14 protein-coding genes and 2 tRNA genes are annotated in these 18202 nt (G+C 37.8%); 10 read left to right on the plus strand and 6 right to left on the minus strand.

Translation table 11 applies throughout. The features are described from left to right. Window positions 1-139 precede the first annotated feature (139 nt). The 10 genes from mutS (at window position 140) to HW347_RS14470 (ending at window position 9131) form a co-directional block, all read left to right on the plus strand. The gene (gene mutS, locus HW347_RS14425; protein WP_214612486.1) at window positions 140-2722 is read left to right on the plus strand and encodes a DNA mismatch repair protein MutS; all 2583 of its coding nucleotides are present in this window, start codon (window positions 140-142) and stop codon (window positions 2720-2722) included. A gap of 133 nt (window positions 2723-2855) precedes the next feature. After that, a tRNA-Gly gene (locus HW347_RS14430) sits at window positions 2856-2928 on the plus strand. A gap of 75 nt (window positions 2929-3003) precedes the next feature. Continuing rightward, window positions 3004-3087 (plus strand) — tRNA-Leu (locus HW347_RS14435). Window positions 3088-3504: 417 nt separating this feature from the next. Further along, window positions 3505-3696, plus strand: coding sequence for a hypothetical protein (locus tag HW347_RS14440; RefSeq protein ID WP_214612487.1), 192 nt, complete (start codon window positions 3505-3507; stop codon window positions 3694-3696). Between the two features lie 57 nt (window positions 3697-3753). Further along, window positions 3754-4569 (plus strand): pyrroline-5-carboxylate reductase, encoded by an 816-nt coding sequence (proC, locus tag HW347_RS14445; protein ID WP_214612488.1) that lies wholly within the window; start codon window positions 3754-3756, stop codon window positions 4567-4569. After that, window positions 4562-5347: a glutamate 5-kinase gene (proB, locus tag HW347_RS14450; RefSeq protein ID WP_214612489.1), complete on the plus strand. Its 786-nt coding sequence runs from the start codon at window positions 4562-4564 to the stop codon at window positions 5345-5347. The genes proC and proB overlap by 8 nt, the downstream gene beginning before the upstream one ends. After that, entirely contained in the window at window positions 5348-6547 is a 1200-nt protein-coding gene (locus tag HW347_RS14455; RefSeq protein WP_214612490.1) for a glutamate-5-semialdehyde dehydrogenase, read from the plus strand. It begins immediately after the preceding gene. Window positions 6548-6837: 290 nt separating this feature from the next. After that, on the plus strand, window positions 6838-7134 hold the full coding sequence (locus HW347_RS14460) for a hypothetical protein (protein WP_214612491.1): 297 nt from the start codon (window positions 6838-6840) through the stop codon (window positions 7132-7134). A gap of 56 nt (window positions 7135-7190) precedes the next feature. Further along, complete coding sequence (locus HW347_RS14465; RefSeq protein WP_214612492.1) at window positions 7191-7826, plus strand: SanA/YdcF family protein; 636 nt, start codon at window positions 7191-7193, stop codon at window positions 7824-7826. 51 nt (window positions 7827-7877) lie between these two features. After that, entirely contained in the window at window positions 7878-9131 is a 1254-nt protein-coding gene (locus tag HW347_RS14470) for an NRAMP family divalent metal transporter (RefSeq protein WP_214612493.1), read from the plus strand. A 27-nt stretch (window positions 9132-9158) separates the two neighbouring features. Here the strand turns inward: HW347_RS14470 and HW347_RS14475 are convergent, their stop codons facing one another. From HW347_RS14475 to HW347_RS14500, 6 genes are all read right to left on the minus strand, one after another. Then, the gene (locus tag HW347_RS14475; protein WP_214612494.1) at window positions 9159-11099 is read right to left on the minus strand and encodes an OmpA family protein; all 1941 of its coding nucleotides are present in this window, start codon (window positions 11097-11099) and stop codon (window positions 9159-9161) included. Window positions 11100-11108: 9 nt separating this feature from the next. Beyond that, a complete protein-coding gene (locus HW347_RS14480) occupies window positions 11109-12092 on the minus strand; it encodes a PorP/SprF family type IX secretion system membrane protein (protein WP_214612495.1) in 984 nt (327 codons plus the stop codon). Window positions 12093-12100: 8 nt separating this feature from the next. Beyond that, complete coding sequence (locus HW347_RS14485) at window positions 12101-15817, minus strand: T9SS type B sorting domain-containing protein (RefSeq protein ID WP_214612496.1); 3717 nt, start codon at window positions 15815-15817, stop codon at window positions 12101-12103. A 151-nt stretch (window positions 15818-15968) separates the two neighbouring features. After that, entirely contained in the window at window positions 15969-16856 is an 888-nt protein-coding gene (gene fabD / locus HW347_RS14490) for an ACP S-malonyltransferase (RefSeq protein ID WP_214612497.1), read from the minus strand. 63 nt (window positions 16857-16919) lie between these two features. Beyond that, window positions 16920-17429 (minus strand): gamma carbonic anhydrase family protein, encoded by a 510-nt coding sequence (locus HW347_RS14495; RefSeq protein ID WP_214612498.1) that lies wholly within the window; start codon window positions 17427-17429, stop codon window positions 16920-16922. Window positions 17430-17459: 30 nt separating this feature from the next. Further along, complete coding sequence (locus HW347_RS14500; protein ID WP_214612499.1) at window positions 17460-18188, minus strand: LytR/AlgR family response regulator transcription factor; 729 nt, start codon at window positions 18186-18188, stop codon at window positions 17460-17462. Between the last annotated feature and the right edge of the window lie 14 nt (window positions 18189-18202).

The following is an 18202-nucleotide window of genomic DNA, read 5'->3' on the forward strand; positions in this document are numbered from 1 at the left end:
AAACTTATCCTCAAATATCAACAATGGTTTATCTTCCCTTGAAAAAATAGTACTTTCGTTTTACAGACTTTCGTCGTAAAATTAAACTATTCTTATCGCTTTGGGAAAACCAGAAAAAACAAAAAAGGTAACGCCTTTAATGAAACAGTACAATACCATCAAGACCAAGTATCCTGATGCTTTATTATTGTTTCGTGTAGGCGATTTTTATGAAACTTTTGGGGAAGATGCCGTAAGAGCTTCAAAAATTTTAGGGATTATACTCACCCACCGTAATAATGGCGGCGAGCGCACTGAATTGGCGGGTTTTCCTCACCATTCAGTCAATACCTATCTACCCAAATTGGTAAAAGCTGGGGAGCGGGTTGCTATTTGCGACCAGTTGGAGGACCCAAAAATGACGAAAACCATCGTAAAACGTGGTGTTACGGAACTGGTTACTCCTGGCGTTGCTATGAACGACGATATTCTAAATGCCAAAACCAATAACTTTCTTTGTGCCGTTCATTTTGGAAGAAAATTGCTTGGTGTTTCGTTCGTAGATATCTCTACAGGTGAGTTTCTCACTTCTGAAGGTACCGAAGAACAAATTGATAAACTCCTTCAAAACTTTGCTCCCAACGAAGTTTTGGTTTCAAAAAAACATAAAAAAGAATTTCTAGATGTTTTCGGAAAGCAGTTCCATACCTTTTATATGGAGGATTGGGTTTTTCAAAACGATTATGCCCTAGAAACCCTTACCAACCATTTTAAGACCAGCACCCTAAAAGGTTTTGGCGTTGACCATCTAAGTCATGGCGTTATTGCATCTGGTGTGGTTTTGCATTACCTATCGGAAACACAGCACAGACAGCTGCAACACATTAACAGCCTAAAACGTATTGCCGAAGAGGAACACATCTGGATGGACCGTTTTACCATCAGAAACTTAGAACTTTACCATTCTAATAACCAAAATGCCGTAACACTTTTAAGCATCATAGATAAGACCTTATCTCCTATGGGCGGGCGTATGCTTAAGCGATGGTTGGCACTTCCATTAAAAAACACCGAAAAAATAAGCCGGCGTCATCAGGTAGTTTCCTATTTGCGCGAACATGATGATACTTTGTTAAAAATTCAGCAACGTATTAAACAAATGGGCGATTTGGAACGTCTTATATCCAAAGTGGCAACTGGAAAAGTGAATCCAAAAGAGATTGTACAGCTCAAAAATTCACTGGAAGCCATTATTCCTATAAAACAACTCACTGCACAAAGTAAAGATGAGTCTTTACAACTGATATCTGATCAATTGCATGCTTGTGACATGTTACGCAGTAAGATCAAGGAAATGATTAATGAGGAGGCTCCAGTTCATATTCCAAAAGGCAAAACTATTGCAGATGGCTACTCCGATGAACTAGACGAACTTCGCGGATTGGCTTTTTCAGGTAAAGACTATTTAGACAAAATGCTGACTCGCGAAACTGAGCGTACAGGCATTACTTCTCTTAAAATAGCTTCTAACAATGTTTTTGGTTATTACATTGAAGTCCGCAATACGCATAAAGACAAAGTGCCCGAAGAATGGATTCGTAAGCAAACCTTAGTTAACGCAGAACGCTACATTACAGAGGAACTTAAAGAATATGAAGCCAAAATTTTAGGGGCAGAAGAACGTATTCTTAATCTTGAGCAACAACTGTTTTCTCAATTGGTAGTTTGGGCGCAAGAGTATATTGCTCCAGTCCAAAACAATGCTCAGCAGATAGCTCAGCTAGATTGTCTTTGTGGTTTTGCTCAACTTGCAAAAGAGAACAACTATTCAAAACCAACAATAAACGACTCTACCGAAATTAATATCAAAAACGGTAGACATCCTGTTATAGAAAAGCAGTTACCATTGGGCGAGGCCTACATTGCCAATGATGTAATTCTAAACCGAGACGAGCAACAAATTATAATGATTACCGGACCTAACATGAGTGGTAAATCTGCCATACTTAGGCAAACAGCTCTAATTGTACTTCTGGCTCAAATGGGTTCTTTTGTACCTGCAGAAGCTGCTGAAATAGGCTATGTAGACAAAATTTTTACCCGTGTTGGCGCAAGTGATAATATTTCTATGGGCGAATCTACCTTTATGGTAGAAATGAACGAGACGGCATCTATTTTGAACAACCTCTCTGAACGCAGTTTGGTACTGCTAGATGAGATTGGAAGAGGAACCAGTACTTATGATGGTATTTCTATTGCATGGGCTATTAGCGAGTATCTTCATGAGCATCTAGCTCGTGCAAAGACGCTTTTTGCTACGCATTACCATGAGCTTAATGAGATGTGCAATACCTTTGACCGTATTAAAAACTATAATGTTTCGGTAAAGGAATTGAAAGACAATGTACTTTTTCTTCGAAAATTAACCGAAGGTGGAAGCGAACATAGTTTTGGTATTCATGTGGCAAAAATGGCGGGAATGCCCTCCCAAGTAATCCACAAAGCGAATAAAATTCTCAAAAAACTTGAAAAGTCTCACTCAAGTGAAGAGCTTACAGACAAATTACAAAGCGCCCAAGATGAGATGCAACTGAGCTTCTTTAATCTAGACGACCCGTTGCTCTTGCAGATAAAAGAAGAAATCACCTATCTAGATATCAACACCTTAACACCCGTTGAAGCGCTTATGAAATTGAATGAAATAAAGCGATTATTGACTAAAAACAAGAAGGCAACCTCATAATTTTTGAGCAACAAAAAGCGCTGTTTTTTTATTTTCAAGATTTCATATAAATATTCTTTGAGTTTTAGAGAATTGTATTAAATTTGCATCCGCATCTGTGAAAGATGTCACGTTCATTACCTTATTACAATATGCGAAAATAGCTCAGCTGGTAGAGCGCCACCTTGCCAAGGTGGAGGTCGCGGGTTCGAATCCCGTTTTTCGCTCAAAGAGCACTTTTACGCTCAACATTATAAACGCTACTTAAAGGCGTTTTTTTGTTAAAGACTTTACCAATAGCGGCTCGAGTGGTGGAATTGGTAGACACGTTGGACTTAAAATCCAATGGACATTAGTCCGTACGGGTTCAAGTCCCGTCTCGAGTACTTAAACCCTTGTTAATCTTCTGATTTTCAAGGGTTTTTTGTTTTTAAATAATTTTATCCAATTAACTTCTATCTAAGCATTTCCTCTTACCATCTTAACAAGATACATCTCACCAATTGTTTCATGAAATATAAATTTGAGGACAGCTTATTCAGCAACAATCTTAAATTTTGTAAGATTTTATCTTACAAGAAACTACCACTCTAGAATTTTATATTTTTCACGAAATTCCCGTATTCATTATACTACCTATTATTTTTTTTAATAGTATTCCTCTATAAAACAACTACATACATGTTAAAATGACCTACACATTAAGTAAGATAGTATCCCTAAAAGACTACAATAACAAAACCTTAACATCATATTCTTGTGATAGCTATGTTTTAGAGTATGTTACCCTCTAAATAAATTTTATGAGGTTATTATATATCAAAAGAAATACAACAACAGAAAAGCACTATAGCTCTAAAATGGGACCGCTAACCACAAGGGTAACCTCCATTAGGCGCTACTTTTTAGGGTTACCTGTCAATACCCTACAGAAATACCGTAAGACCTATTACGGAAAAATAAAGAACTATGATGATTGTCAACTCTTTGTCTAAAACAAACCACAAGACTTTACTTTAGAAATTCATAAGTAACCCTTTAAAAATAAATTCATGAAAGTATTAGTAATCGGAGCCGGAAATATGGGATTAACCTATGCAGAAGGCATGTCTAAATCAAAATTGCTCAAGAAAAAGAACATTATGGTATTAGACAGTTCCGAAGAGAAACTGAAAGAACTGAATGAAATAGCACATTTTGATACATTTGACAAACTGGAAGAATGTGTTCCACAAGCTGATATTATTTTTATTGCAGTAAAACCCTACCATTCTGCTAAGGTGTTTGAGACTATTAAATCTTTAGTAAATCCTGAGCAAATCTTAATTTCAATCATGGCGGGTATTACCATAGAGACTATGAAAGAACAGTCTGGCCTGAGTAAAATTGTTCGTGCCATGCCTAACTTGCCTGCAAAAATCGGTAAGGGACTTACTTCTTACACAGCATCTAGTGAGGTTTCAAGAATTGAATTATTGACTGTAGAAAGTTTATTGGACACCACTGGAAAATCTATTAGAGTACGAGACGAAAACTTTATAGATGCCTCTACTGGTATTTCGGGTAGTGGTCCTGCTTATGTGTTTTATTTTATGCAAAGCATGATGGAGGCTGCCCTGCAAATGGGCTTCTCTAAAAAGGTATCTAGCGTTCTGGTAAGCGAAACTTTTACAGGTGCTATTGAACTTTTCAATCAAAATAACCTGAGCCCCAACTCTTGGATGGACCGCGTAGCTAGTAAAGGCGGTACTACACAAGCTGCTCTAGATTCTATGGATGACAATAATGTAAGCGAACTGATTAAAGAAGCAGCTTTTGCTGCCTTTGACCGTGCAGTTGAACTTGGTAAAGAAGAGCAGAATGCATAAAGAACTAATTGTAATAAAGGTTGGCACTAACGTGATGACCAATAAAGACAACCGAATTGTACGTCCGGTATTGCGCAGACTGGTAGAACAGATTGCAGAACTTTACGAGCGCGGCATTCAAACTATTTTAGTATCCTCTGGTTCAGTAATTGCCGGTAAAGAGGTTTTGGGTAACTCTACTATTGAAAATGACACGCAAAGAAGGCAGGTGTATTCTGCTATTGGACAACCGCGAATGATGCGTTTGTATTATAATATTTTTCATGATTACGGCTTAAAATGTGCTCAGGTACTACCCACTAAACGTGATTTTAGTCCTGGTGTGCATCGTGAAAACATGATCAAATGTTGTGAAGGATTACTTGCCGAAGGTGTCGTTCCAATTGCTAATGAAGATGATGCCGTTTCGGTCACCATGTCCATGTTTTCGGACAATGATGAGTTGGCTAGCCTAATCGCGCAGTTAATGAATGCGGACAAGCTTATAATTCTAACGGATATTGATGGCCTTTATACAGGAAATCCGAATTCTAAGACCAGTGATCTTGTGGAACACGTAAACCCTGAAGAAAACCTTGATAAGTACATTCAAGATAACAATAAACAAGCCGGCGAAGGTAGAGGAGGCATGGGCTCTAAACTAGATTATGCTCAACAAGCAGCGGCCAACAGCATACTAACTTATATTGCTAATGGCAAAAAAGACCGTACGATAATAGATATTATAGACGGAAAAAATGTGGGTACCCGAGTAGCCCTAGAAAAACAAGAAGTATAAATGAAGTTAATTACAACTGACATAAAGAACAAGGTACTAGAATCTATGGCCCGTATTCTGGACGACAACCGCACAGAACTACTGGAAGCCAATAAAAAGGATTTAGACCTTTTCAACAAAGATGATCATGCCCTCTATGAACGATTAATCGTAGACGACAAGAAAATTGAAGAAATGATTGGGGCTGTGAAAAAAGTACACTCCCAAGAAGATCCAGTGGGTAAAGAAATTTCTAACGAAGATTTACCGAACGGCTTAAAAGTATTAAACAAAACAGCTCCTTTCGGGACTATTATGATTATTTATGAGTCCCGCCCTGATGTTACCGTTGAGGCTGCCGTACTAGCCTTTAAGGCTAATAATAAAATCCTTTTAAAAGGAGGAAAAGAAGCACTGCATAGCAACACGGCCCTTGTCGATTTTTGGCACCGTGCCCTTAAAGAAAATGGACTTTCAACAGATTACATTCAATTGTTGAATATGAACCGTCAAGAAACCCAAGCGTTCTTAAAAAATCCTGGTCAGAAATTAGATTTAATAGTCCCCAGAGGTGGCGAACGACTAATAGCTTTCGTAAAAGAGCATGCCAAATGCGCTGTACTAGTTAGTGGCAGAGGAAATAATTTTTTATACGTCGATAAACAGTCAAATTGGGAAATGAGCCTAAAAGTCATTCTAAATGCAAAGACTACAAAAATATCCGCATGCAACGCTTTAGACAAAATCCTTATTCATATAGACCTTGATGATTATCATCAAAAAATGGTAGATCTCGCAAATATGCTGAAAGCTAATGGAGTAAGCCTTTTGGTTGATGAAGAAGCGAAAAGAGTTCTTCAGGACGAGCCTCTAATTCCAGCAGCCTCGGTTTGGAAAGAAGAATTTCTCGCTTTGAAGTGCTGCATTGGTACCGTAAGCAAAACCGAAGAGGCCATTGAAACCATCAATGAACATTCAGGGGGACATTCTGCCACCATCATGACCAAAAACAAAGAGACGGCAAAATTGTTTATGGAGCAAGTAGACTGCGCAGCCGTATATCAAAATGCATCCACCCGCTTTACTGATGGCGGTCAAATGGGTGTTGGAGCAGAATTGGCAATCAGCACAGATAAATTGCACCACCGAGGTCCGTTGGGCCTCAATGAACTGGTCACCAATAAGTATTATATTTTTGGCGAAGGCCAAATAAGGGAATAAGCGATATTCTTATTATTTTTCAGTTTGAAAAATATTGAAAAAACACTTTAATTCCAACAAACCTAGTTTTCTAAATGCCCTCTTTGGCGCAAACGCTAAAGGGGGCTCTTTTTTTACTTTATTAACCATATTGCATACTTAACAAAAGACAGGGTGACCAGAAATTTCTTACATTTTATCGAAAAAATCAGTGTATTTTATATTTTAAACCGTTCTTGTTTGTATACCAAAGCAAAAAATTAACCACGAGAAGCTCCCAAAAATGGGACCTCGCCCTTAATTAAAGCAATATGGCTTCAAATTCTACAGAAACACCAAATCAAGTTAAAAAATCAAAACCCACTAATTCTACAGATAAATTAGTGGAGAAACTTTACTTATTAAAACAAAAGTTTCAATCCTCTTATTATGGTAACTCAGACGGGAGAAAATATGAGAAAGCTCGCAATTTCAATATTAGATTAAGCAATATCTTATTTGAAGCCAATCAAATGGCCACAAAACTGGAGCTAATTCCAAGCAACAGCCATCTTACCATCAATTCAGAAATTCAAAAGCTAGAAAAAGAGTTGAACGAGCTTATCTAATAGAAGATACTCATAGACTTTCTTTTACCTATATTTATAGCTTACTTAAAAATTATATGAGAAAAAGGTACTATAAGATTGGTGGAGTCCTTGTGCTTGCCCTTTTTCTTTTTATTCTATTGTGTGATTTCATCATAAGCTCATCTGCAAAAGGCAAAACCTTTTCAGATCCAAATGAAATCCCTAAAAATAGAGTGGGCTTGGTACTTGGAACTTCAAAAAAATTAATTGGAGGACTTCCAAACCCTTACTATACTTATCGTATTAATGCTACCATAGAACTTTACAAATCTAAGAAAATAGACTTTGTATTGGTTAGTGGTGACAATGGCACACGTTATTATAACGAACCCAATACTTTTAAAAAGGACTTAATATCCAAAGGCATTCCATCTGAAAAAATCTTTTTAGATTTTGCTGGTTTTAGAACCTTAGACTCCATGGTGCGGGCCAAAGAAGTTTTTGGACTAAATAATGTTACTGTAATTTCTCAAGAATTCCATAATCAGAGGGCTATCTATCTAGCTGAAAAAAAGGGCTTAAACGCTATTGGTTATAATGCTAAGAGCATAATAGGCACCCAAGGTCTTAAAGTACATTTACGCGAATATTTAGCAAGAGTAAAAGTTTTCATTGACTTGGTACTCAACATTCAACCCAAGTTTTTTGGTGAGCGGGTTGAAATAAAATAGCATCTCTTTTCCATTTAAAAGACTTATTTTGGCTTCCTTAATTTGTCTTACGTGTCAAAACTAAAAATCCTTTTAAAAAATCTTGGACCAGGTCTATTGTTCGCCAGTATGGCAATAGGTACATCTCACTTGGTGCTTTCTACAAAAGCAGGGGCACAATATGGTTGGTTAATGGCTATACCTATTATTTTAGCTAACATTTTTAAGTATCCATTTTTTGAGTTTGGCGTGAGATATACCAACGTAACTGGAAAGACCCTCATAGAAGGCTATCTTAATCGCGGTAAAGGTTATCTGTGGTTCTACGGACTAATTACCCTTGTAACTATTTTTACCATCTTAGCGGCCTTGTACACTGTAACGGCTGGGCTATTCATTAATCTTTTTCAGATACCGGAAGTTTACATCAACTATATTTCTCTGGCTCTTTTCGCTTTTATAAGTCTCTTATTGATTATTGGTAAATACAAATTTATGGAAGTCTCTTTAAAATTTGTTGTTACCGTATTATTCTTAGCCCTTCTTATTACAACTGTGGTAGTTATATTTAAAGGACCAGTAGATAAAGTTCCCAATTTTACGCCACCCCAAATTTTTAACAACATGGGAATTCTTTTTCTCATTAGTTTAATGGGATGGATGCCTACAACTGTTGAAGCTTCTAGCTGGGTGAGCTTATGGAGCGTTGAAAAATGGAAGACACAACCCAAGCCTTCTCTCCGTGAATCTTTACAAGAATTTAAAGTTGGTTATTTTACGACTTCCCTATTAGCGTTATTCTTTCTAACCATTGGCTGCATGACACTATATGGTACGAACACTGCATTAAGCGGAAATGCCGTAACCTTTGCTGATCAGATTGTGCAATTGTTTACAACCCATATAGGTCCATGGGCCTACATTCTTATAGCTATTGCTGCTTTTGCCACGATGTTCAGTACTTGTATGACCGCACATGATGCGCTGGCTAGAGTTAGTATAGATATTACGGGCCTTTTGTTTTCGGACTTAAAACTATCGGGAAACAAACAAATTTTCGCTGTAGGTGTACTTCTTTTAGCCTGTATAAACTTTACAGTGGTAAGCGTTTTTAAATCTAATATGGGGCAATTAGTAGCACTAGCTACTTTTGTTTCTTTTGTAGTTGCACCTATCGTAGGGTATATGAACCTAAAAAATGTAATGAGCGAAGAAATACCTATTGCAGACAGACCAAAAAAACCGCTACAAATACTGACGTATTTAGGTATACTATTCCTATCGTTATTTTCTATCTACTATTTTTGGATAGTCATCTTTGAATAAAAAAACCTCAAAAAACCAATACTTAGGTTATTGACTAATAGCATCATAATTATCAATTACAAAAAGTGTTCTAAGATTTTGCTTGTGAAGAAAATCTAAGCAATACACCCCATTAGTACAGTTATTGATAATTTTTTCCTCTCCGTAACCAACTGCCTTAGTTATGTTCTCACTTGACACACCATTTGACAATAGATAAGCTTTAATAGCCTGAGATCGTTTTTCGGATATTCGTTTGTTAGAACTACTTCCACCTTTACTATCTGTGTGGGTCTCTATTGAAATTCTAAGTTCAGGGAATTTTTTAATAGCATCTACAACCTTATCCAACTCTGCGGTCATTGCTATATTAACGTTACTCTTACCTGTTTCAAAAAAGAAATTGTTAACATTATTCAATACCTTTTTCCCTTCTTTCTCTTTTACAATATCACTTAGGGAAGCCAATTGCACCTGTAATGGTGCTTTCTGCAACTCCTCTAATTCTTTAGGATTGTATGTTTCTCTAAAAGTCGAATACCCATCTTTGATCATCTCCATAGAAACTATATCCGTATAAGGTATTTCCACTTGATATGTACCGTCTTCCTTGGTAAACATTTGACTAAGAAGACCTCCATTATTATCAAGAACTTTTACTTCAACTCCGGCAATAGGTTCATCATATTGAGGCTTCACAACTTTACCTTTGAAGATAAGAGTACGTGGACCTGGTTTGGCAGCAACTTTAAAACCATAGATATCATCATTACCTTTACCACCTGGTCTATTAGACGAAAAATAACCCATTAGCTCATGACCCTCTCCTGGGCGTATGACAAAACCAAATTCGTCGTATTTTGAGTTTATCCCTTCGCCTAAGTTTACAGGAATACTAAAAGTATTATCTGGCTGTATATTACTACGATATACATCCATACCTCCAACACCATAGAAAACATCAGATGAAAAGAAGAGACTATTATCGTAAACAAAAGGCGCTATCTCATTCCCTGGTGTATTGATTCTTGGCCCCATATTAATAGGTTCTGACATTACCTGACCATTGTTGGTCACTACATAATACAGGTCAGTTCCGCCATAACTATCTTCAAAATTAGCTGCGAAATATAATCTTTCATTTTCATCATCGTAGAACGGATAATAAAAAGAAGTGCTCAAATCTTTCAATAAAAATCTAAAAAGACCTCCTTCATACGCCATACCAATAGCCAATGCATTCTTTCCTTTTTCATCAAAAGCTAGGTTCTTACCCTTGGCATTAGACAACACATAATAGGTACCTCCCGTTGTACTGGAATAGAAAGGTGTAGATTTATGAAAAGGAGAATCAGGTACCCCTTTATAAACACTTACGTTTCCTATGTTACCACCTTTTTCAATATCTGCTTCGTAAATATCTAAATACGATTCCCCGGAAGGACCATAAATACGTTTTGACTTGTTTTTTCGCCCACTACTAAACAATAGTTTATCATCATGAAATGCAGGAGAGAAATCAGAAAACTCGCTATTACCAGTTAAGGTGAAAATAAAAAATCCAGCGGATTCCGTTTCTTTTTTATCAAACAATAGGTAGTTAAATTCCGCATTTTGTACCAATTCACTCTCAAGTGAATTGCTCTTAGATTTTAAAAATGCCTTAACTCTTTCTTGCTCGGAAATTTTAGCCAAACTCTGTAACATCTTATTAAAGCGATGTGCAGACATTATAGTATCATTCTTGTTAATGTCAAGATATAATTTCGAGGCCTTATTGTACTCTCCCGTTTGAAAATAGGAATCGGCTAAGTTCAAAAGCTGATTGTTAGTAATGAACTTACCTTGTTGCATTTGTTTGTTATACTCAATAATAGCATCATCATAGGCATAACTATAAAAATAATTATCGGCCTTAGATGTCACTTCTTGTCCATAAGAAAACCCTACGGCCAATGCAAAAAATAATATGAAGATTCTGAATTTCATAGTCTAATATTAGAAAAATCTAGGCGTATCAATTTGTTTTGGCTTCCCTTTCAAGCTCTTGCTACTTCCGCCAGAACCATCTCCTCTACCTAAATAAAACTTAAGAATTATTTCATGTGAACCACTACTGAACTCACCTAATGGGCTCGTGTTGTAATCGTACGAATACCCAATATAACTACCGTTGGTTATCTGAAACCCTACAAGGCCACTAACTGCACTTCCCACCCGGTAAGATGCTCCCATGGTAAACTTATCATTATACATAAAGTTAGCACTAAGATTGGTATTTAAAGGTGCTCCGTTAATATAGTTTAATAAAAACGCAGGTTTGAATTTCAACATTTCGGAAACATCAAAGACGTAACCCCCTATAAAGTTGAACTGCATTTTATCTTCTATAATCGTGGCTACATCATCATTATATATACCATCCGTTAAGAAGTTAGGTATAGAAGCTCCTAGATACCATATATCATCTTCATACAAAAAGAAACCTGCTCCTATTGTAGGGTAGAATTTTGAAATAGTTTCACGCCCTAAAATTGGTTCTCCCGGGTTTTCGAACGTACCTTTTGAAAAGTCTACATTCAAGAAAGAACCTCCTGCATCCATACCAAAAGAAAGTTTTGCTTTATCCGAAACGTTAAACTGGTACGAATAAGCTACTTCTACATAAGTCTGAGTAGATGGCCCCAATTGATCGCTTATGATGTTAAGACCAAGTCCCGTTTTTTCATTAGCGAAAGGTACATTAGTCCCCAAACGAATGGTTCTGGGTGTACCTTCAATATCGACCCATTGTGCTCTATAACTCGCGGCTATTTCAGGGTTCTGAACCGAACCCACATAGCCAGGGTTAAAGCTACCTATGTTATACATATACTGCGTATACTGAGGTTCCTTTTGAGCAAAACTGTTTGCCGAAATGAACAATACACCTATAGCAAAGCAGATGTAACCGTAAAAGGATTTTAGTGTTCTATACTGCATTATCCTATTTATCTTATGAGCTGAATCCAGCCTTTTTTAGTGGTATTGGTATCGAAACCTTCTACTTCTTCTTGTAGCATTACATTCAGGATATAAAAATAAGTGCCGTCAGGTGATTCTTTACCCTCCCACATTCCATCCCAAATAACTTCATCGGTCATCTGATCACCTTCAACAATTAGTTTTCCGTATCTATTGAAAATTTTGATATCATAAACCAAATCTACCGTAGTGGCCCCAAATTGCTTATTTATTTTGAGCACATCATTAGTCCCATCATTATTTGGAGAGAACTGATTGTAAATAATTCCTAATTCAGCTTCGGTCCTTGCTGAAACATTTACGATAGCCGTGTCTGTATTATTAGCATATTTGTCTTCACTATCAACCGGAGAGGACCGTATAATTTCAGCACTATTCTCAAAAGTACCCTCTATTGGAAGTCCTACTCTTATTTCAAGAATAGCAACTTCATTTCTAATCAATTCCGGTATGACCCAGATTCCGGTCTCAGATGAGTACTCCCCTTTATCTGCTGTGCTGCTTATATAAACAAAGCCACTATCTCCTCTTGTAGAAATAGTATCTCGTACTTGGACATTAGAAATAGCATCTTCATTAGAATTATTCGTTACCCTAATTGTAAAAATTACTTCTTGACCTACTAACGGGTTAACTCTATCTGAGTTTTCATATGGTTGTCGGATACTTAATGTATCTCCTTCTTTAACAATGCGCGCAAATTTCTCTAAAACTAAATCAATACCTTCTGGAAGATCAATGTTTAAAGTTATTTCAGAACTATCATTTGCGGGATTACTATCTACTGGGAACGATTGTAAAAGTTCAGCTACGTTGGTGTACGGACCACCATCCAACACATCAACAGTGATAGTTAAAGTAGTTGTACCGTTTGCCGGAATCTCAGCAATTGTCCATTCGCCGGCAGCTAAATCATAGCTACCATCTGCAGCGCTGTGTGATTTATATTCAAAACCTGTTTCCAGCATCTCTCCTACCGTAACGTTTCGAGCAACACGATCAGATAAATTATTCACTGTTAGTGTAAAAACCACCTCATCTCCCGCAACAGCTTCTTCCTTGTCAACCGTCTTTACAACTTCTAGGTCTATAGGTGTCGGGTCACAATTTGCATTATTGACGTCAGGGTCGCAAGCATCTAATGGATTAGTACCATCTGCTTCTTCTTGCCCGTCAGTAATACCATCTTCATCGGTATCACAAAGTCCATTTGAGTTATCCGGTATACATGCATTTCTGTTACCAGGATCCAATTGATCCATAACGCCATCACTATCCGTATCCAAAACATTGGACTCTAAAGCGTCAATTATTCCGTCTCCGTCAGTATCCAAAGGATTGGCAGTATCATCACCAACTTCAACACCATCATCTACTCCATCACCATCAGAATCCGCATTATTAGGATCAGTACCAAGGCTAGATTCTAATCCGCCAAACAATCCATCACCATCATCATCGGTATCACAACTACTAACAGAAATACTAACCTCAGCTACATCGTTTTCACAAGGAGCTACAGCACCTGTGGTTGTATAAGCAAAAACATATGTACCGTTTGCCAAGCCTTGAAAATCTACCACATTTTCACCATTAGGAGTAACATTGGCAGGTCCTGAAGACCAAGCCCATGTACCTGCACTTGCTGTTGTAGCAAAAGTGGTATCTAAATCTAGTGTCGTAGTTCCAAATGCAGCATCATTACATGACGACGCATTTTCCGGAGCACCTGTATTTACCGGTGGTAAAATAACCGCATCTACTTTGATACGTGGAGACTTACAGGTATTAGCTTCTGCCTCTACATAATAAGATGTTGTGCTTATTAAATTATTCACCGTAAAACTTAGCCCTGTTCCCACTGGAGCTCCGCCTGTTTCCCGATCATACCAATTAATTGTTGCTTCAAGACTTGCGGAAGCAGTAAGAACTACAACACCTGGTCCACATCTACTATCTCCAGATGGAGTCCCAAGAATTTCAGGTGTTGAATTTTGAACCAATGTTAATGTTAATGTAGGCCCCTCACATTTCTCCACTGTATCATAGTAAAATGCATAATAAGTCCCTGGTAAAGGATCATTAATCCGATTGTTAGTAACAGGGCTTCCTATAAGATTATCTAAGTTCAACGCCCATCTTAACACGGTACCGGCTGGGGCATCACCCACAATATAATCATTTAATGAAGTTGTAATGTCATCACAAAAATTACGCGTTACTGTTGTATCTAAAGTAGGAGGTACTTTGGCTGCACAATTATCACAGTCTTCAACTTTAATAGTGACCGACTTGGAATCATCAATACAGGGATTAACCGCCCCTGTGGTAGTATAGGTAAAAACATAATCCCCAACCGCTTGACCTTCAAAAGTGACAACATTACCCGCACCTATGGTTGGTGTAGTTCCACCAGGAACTGTTCCAACCGTCCAAGCACCTGCCGTTTGACCTGAAATTATTGTATCAAGGTCTAAACTATTTGCGCCTAAATTGGGATCTGCATTATTACACAACGGGTTAGCGGGTGCAGTTATAGCGCCAGCAGATGGCGAAATACTTTGTGTTATAGTTAAAGTTGCAAAGTTTTCACTAGCACAATTGTTAGGTTCATCCCAGAAAAAAGCATAGTAAGTTCCTGGTTCACTTACAGGGCTATCATCTATTCTAGAAGTCCAATCTGACTGAAGTAGTAAATCTGTATTGTTGGTAGTCCATATTAAGAATGCACCTGTAGGTCTAGCCCCATCGTAATAGCTATCTAATCCTATAGTAAATTCATCACAAAAAGCTGCTGTAGTAGCATTTAATACTGGAGCAGCATCGCCAGCAGCACAATCATTATCTATAATCGTTACCGTTCGTTGGGGGACAGCCCTTTGTGTATAAGAAAACTTGGCATTATCGCTTGGGTTGCCCAATGTTAGGATAATCGTTTCATCGGACTCTGGGGTCGTGTCAGGGGTAGGATTTACAACTATTGTCTGGGTCGCATTCCCTCCATTAGGAAAAACAAATGAACCACTTGCAGGACCAGGGGCTGTATAATCGGTGCCATAAGTTGCTGTACCCAGATTTGCACCTATAGCGTTAAAATTATATGGAACGGTTACAGCCGCTCCAGTAGCATTTACCTTATCAAGAGTAAGCGTATACCTTGCATTTGGAGCACCATCTTCTGCAAGGGTTGCAGGTGTTCTACTTAATGTAAATATACCTATGTCATTATCGGCTATAGTATAATCAACTTCTCCCGCCCCAGCCACTACTGTTCCTCCATTTGTAATATTAGTAATGCTAATATTAAAAGCTTCATCAACCTCAACCAACTCATCATCAGTAACATCAATAACGACCGTAATTACCCTATTTACACTGTTTAATGTGTAGGAAGTTTCAATAGCATTACCAGTTGCAGCGTCAGTAAAATCAACACCATTAACTGCCGATCCAGAGAATGCTATTGTAACCACATTACCGACACTTAACAGCGGAGCGGTTCTCGTAAGTGTAAACGAGGTGCCAGCTCCCCCCTCAGGAGAAGCTCCAGGCGCACGAGTAATAGAGATTGTTTGTGCATTAGCAGCAAAGCCAACACACAAAAACAAAAATAATATTAGAATACCTTTTCCCTGTGTTCTTAAACTATGGGCTAAGCAAGCTTTTTTCTTTTTCAATTTCATAACTGTCCTTTGAACAAAGATTCAATTCACAGCAAATAAAGTAGGTCGTGGCTAAATGGGCGTCAATATTACTAAAAAAAATGTCCACTACCGTAATTTTGGGGTTAAATCAAGGTTTTATGGACGAACTACATCATATACGGATGAAACATCAACTTGGGATATCTGCCGACTGACTTTTTGCATCAGGAGCTATTTTTCTAACTAGGCCTTGCAACACTTTCCCAGGACCAACCTCTATAAACAGGGAAGCTCCGTCTTTTACCATATTTTCCACACTTTGCGTCCATTTTACAGGCGCAGTCAATTGAGAAATTAGATTTTTCTGAATTTCAACAGCATCACTAACCGCAACAGTCGTCACATTTTGGTAAACTGGACACTTAGGTGTTGCAAAAGTTGTATTCTCTATTGCTGCCGCCAACTCTTCACGAGCAGGCTCCATTAAAGGCGAATGAAATGCACCACCTACAGGAAGTACCAAAGCTCTTCTAGCGCCTGCTTCTTTCATTTTAACACAAGCTGCATCTATAGCTTCTACCTCTCCTGAAATTACTAATTGTCCAGGACAGTTATAATTTGCTGCTACCACAATACCTGGGGTTTCCTCACATATCTTCTCTACTATAGCATCTTCTAGTCCTAAAACCGCTGCCATTGTACTTGGCTGAAGCTCACATGCTTTCTGCATAGCCAAAGCGCGTTGAGAAACCAATTTTAATCCATCTTCAAAACCTAAGGAGCCATTAGCTACTAAGGCAGAAAACTCACCTAATGAATGGCCTGCAACCATATCTGGCTTAAAACTATCGCCCATTACCTTACTCAAAATAACCGAATGTAAAAAAATGGCCGGCTGGGTAACCTTAGTTTGCTTTAAGTCTTCGGGCGTACCTTCAAACATAATATCTGTAATAGCAAAACCAAGAATCTCATTTGCCTGCTCAAAAAGCTGTTGTGCCAATGGGTATTTTTCATAGAGGTCTAGACCCATACCAACAAATTGCGCCCCTTGTCCGGGAAATATATATGCATTCATTATTTTTCGTTTTTTGGTGCGTGCAAAAATAGCAAATTAAGTTCAAGTCTCAAGTACCGTTTCCTACTCTTTAAACCAACTGGAGTACATTACGTAATTGTTGGCTATACGATCAATTTCTCCTGAACTGAGTTCCGGACTAATATCTTTTATTTTCTTAGCTGGTGTCCCCGCAAATATACTTCCTGCCGGCACATGGGTTCCTTTTGTTACTACAGCACCAGCTGCAATGATACTATTACTTTCCACAATACAATCATCCATAATTATACTCCCCATACCTACGAGCACATTATCTTTTAAAGTACACCCATGAACAATAGCATTGTGTCCTATGGAAACATTATTGCCAATGGTAGTTGGCGATTTCTGGTACGTACAATGTACTATGGCACCGTCTTGCACATTTACTTTATTGCCCATTTTAATGAAATGCACATCTCCTCTAAGTACGGCATTATACCAGATACTACATTGGTCGCCCATCGTTACCTCTCCTACAATCGTAGCATTTTCTGCAATGAAACAATCGTCACCAAATTGTGGTGATTTTCCGTTAATCGTTTTTATCATTTTAATTCTTTTTATCTTAATTCAGAGCTTTTAAAAATACGCTAAAAAGTCTTTCTTCTTTGAAGCCGAGACCAGTAACTCTTTTCCGTTAGAGACTACCACACTCCCTCCCTTTCCTTTTCTGTATTTTACTACTTCGTTCACATTTACCAAGTATGATTTATGAATACGGGCAAACGAAAAACCGGCAAGCGCGTCTTCAAAATACTTTAAAGTTTTACTCACTAGAATCTTTTTATTTTCTAGATAAATCTCGGTGTAATTATCATCGGCCTTGCAATAGAGTATATCCGCAACATTAAGCACCTGAAAACCATCTTGCTGTGGCAAAGTTATTTTCCCTTCTACCGATTTTAGTTTTGGCTGCAATACCGTATCTGCCAATTCATTTTCTTTTTGCTTTATCTCCTGCACATAACTAACGGCCTTAATCAATTCATCAATATTTATAGGCTTCATAAGGTAATACGCAGCATGGCTGTTTAAAGCATCCATAGCATATTGATTATAAGCCGTTACAAAAACCGTCTCAAAGGTACGGTCAGGTAACTGGTCCAATAAATCAAAGGCATTCCCAAAAGGCATCTCTACATCTAAAAACACTAAGTCCAAATCGTGCTTTTGAATAAGCTCAAGCCCTTCTTGAATTGATGCCGCCTCTCCTACCAAATTTACATCCGCACAGTATTTACCTAAATAGTTTCGTAATATTTCACGGCTATTAGCTTCGTCTTCTACAATTATGGCATTCAATTTCATGGCAAGTTTTTAAA

Origin of the sequence: Zobellia barbeyronii (assembly GCF_018603515.1) — a bacterium.
In the GTDB taxonomy this organism is placed as follows: domain Bacteria; phylum Bacteroidota; class Bacteroidia; order Flavobacteriales; family Flavobacteriaceae; genus Zobellia; species Zobellia barbeyronii.

Coding starts and splice junctions, on each gene's coding strand:
- HW347_RS14440 (WP_214612487.1), top strand. CDS start 3,505: ATGAGGTTATTATATATCAAAAGAAATACAACAACAGAAAAGCACTAT.
- mutS (WP_214612486.1), top strand. CDS start 140: ATGAAACAGTACAATACCATCAAGACCAAGTATCCTGATGCTTTATTA.
- HW347_RS14480 (WP_214612495.1), bottom strand. CDS start 12,092: ATGCAGTATAGAACACTAAAATCCTTTTACGGTTACATCTGCTTTGCT.
- HW347_RS14500 (WP_214612499.1), bottom strand. CDS start 18,188: ATGAAATTGAATGCCATAATTGTAGAAGACGAAGCTAATAGCCGTGAA.
- proC (WP_214612488.1), top strand. CDS start 3,754: ATGAAAGTATTAGTAATCGGAGCCGGAAATATGGGATTAACCTATGCA.
- fabD (WP_214612497.1), bottom strand. CDS start 16,856: ATGAATGCATATATATTTCCCGGACAAGGGGCGCAATTTGTTGGTATG.
- HW347_RS14460 (WP_214612491.1), top strand. CDS start 6,838: ATGGCTTCAAATTCTACAGAAACACCAAATCAAGTTAAAAAATCAAAA.
- proB (WP_214612489.1), top strand. CDS start 4,562: ATGCATAAAGAACTAATTGTAATAAAGGTTGGCACTAACGTGATGACC.
- HW347_RS14455 (WP_214612490.1), top strand. CDS start 5,348: ATGAAGTTAATTACAACTGACATAAAGAACAAGGTACTAGAATCTATG.
- HW347_RS14465 (WP_214612492.1), top strand. CDS start 7,191: ATGAGAAAAAGGTACTATAAGATTGGTGGAGTCCTTGTGCTTGCCCTT.
- HW347_RS14475 (WP_214612494.1), bottom strand. CDS start 11,099: ATGAAATTCAGAATCTTCATATTATTTTTTGCATTGGCCGTAGGGTTT.
- HW347_RS14495 (WP_214612498.1), bottom strand. CDS start 17,429: ATGATAAAAACGATTAACGGAAAATCACCACAATTTGGTGACGATTGT.
- HW347_RS14485 (WP_214612496.1), bottom strand. CDS start 15,817: ATGAAATTGAAAAAGAAAAAAGCTTGCTTAGCCCATAGTTTAAGAACA.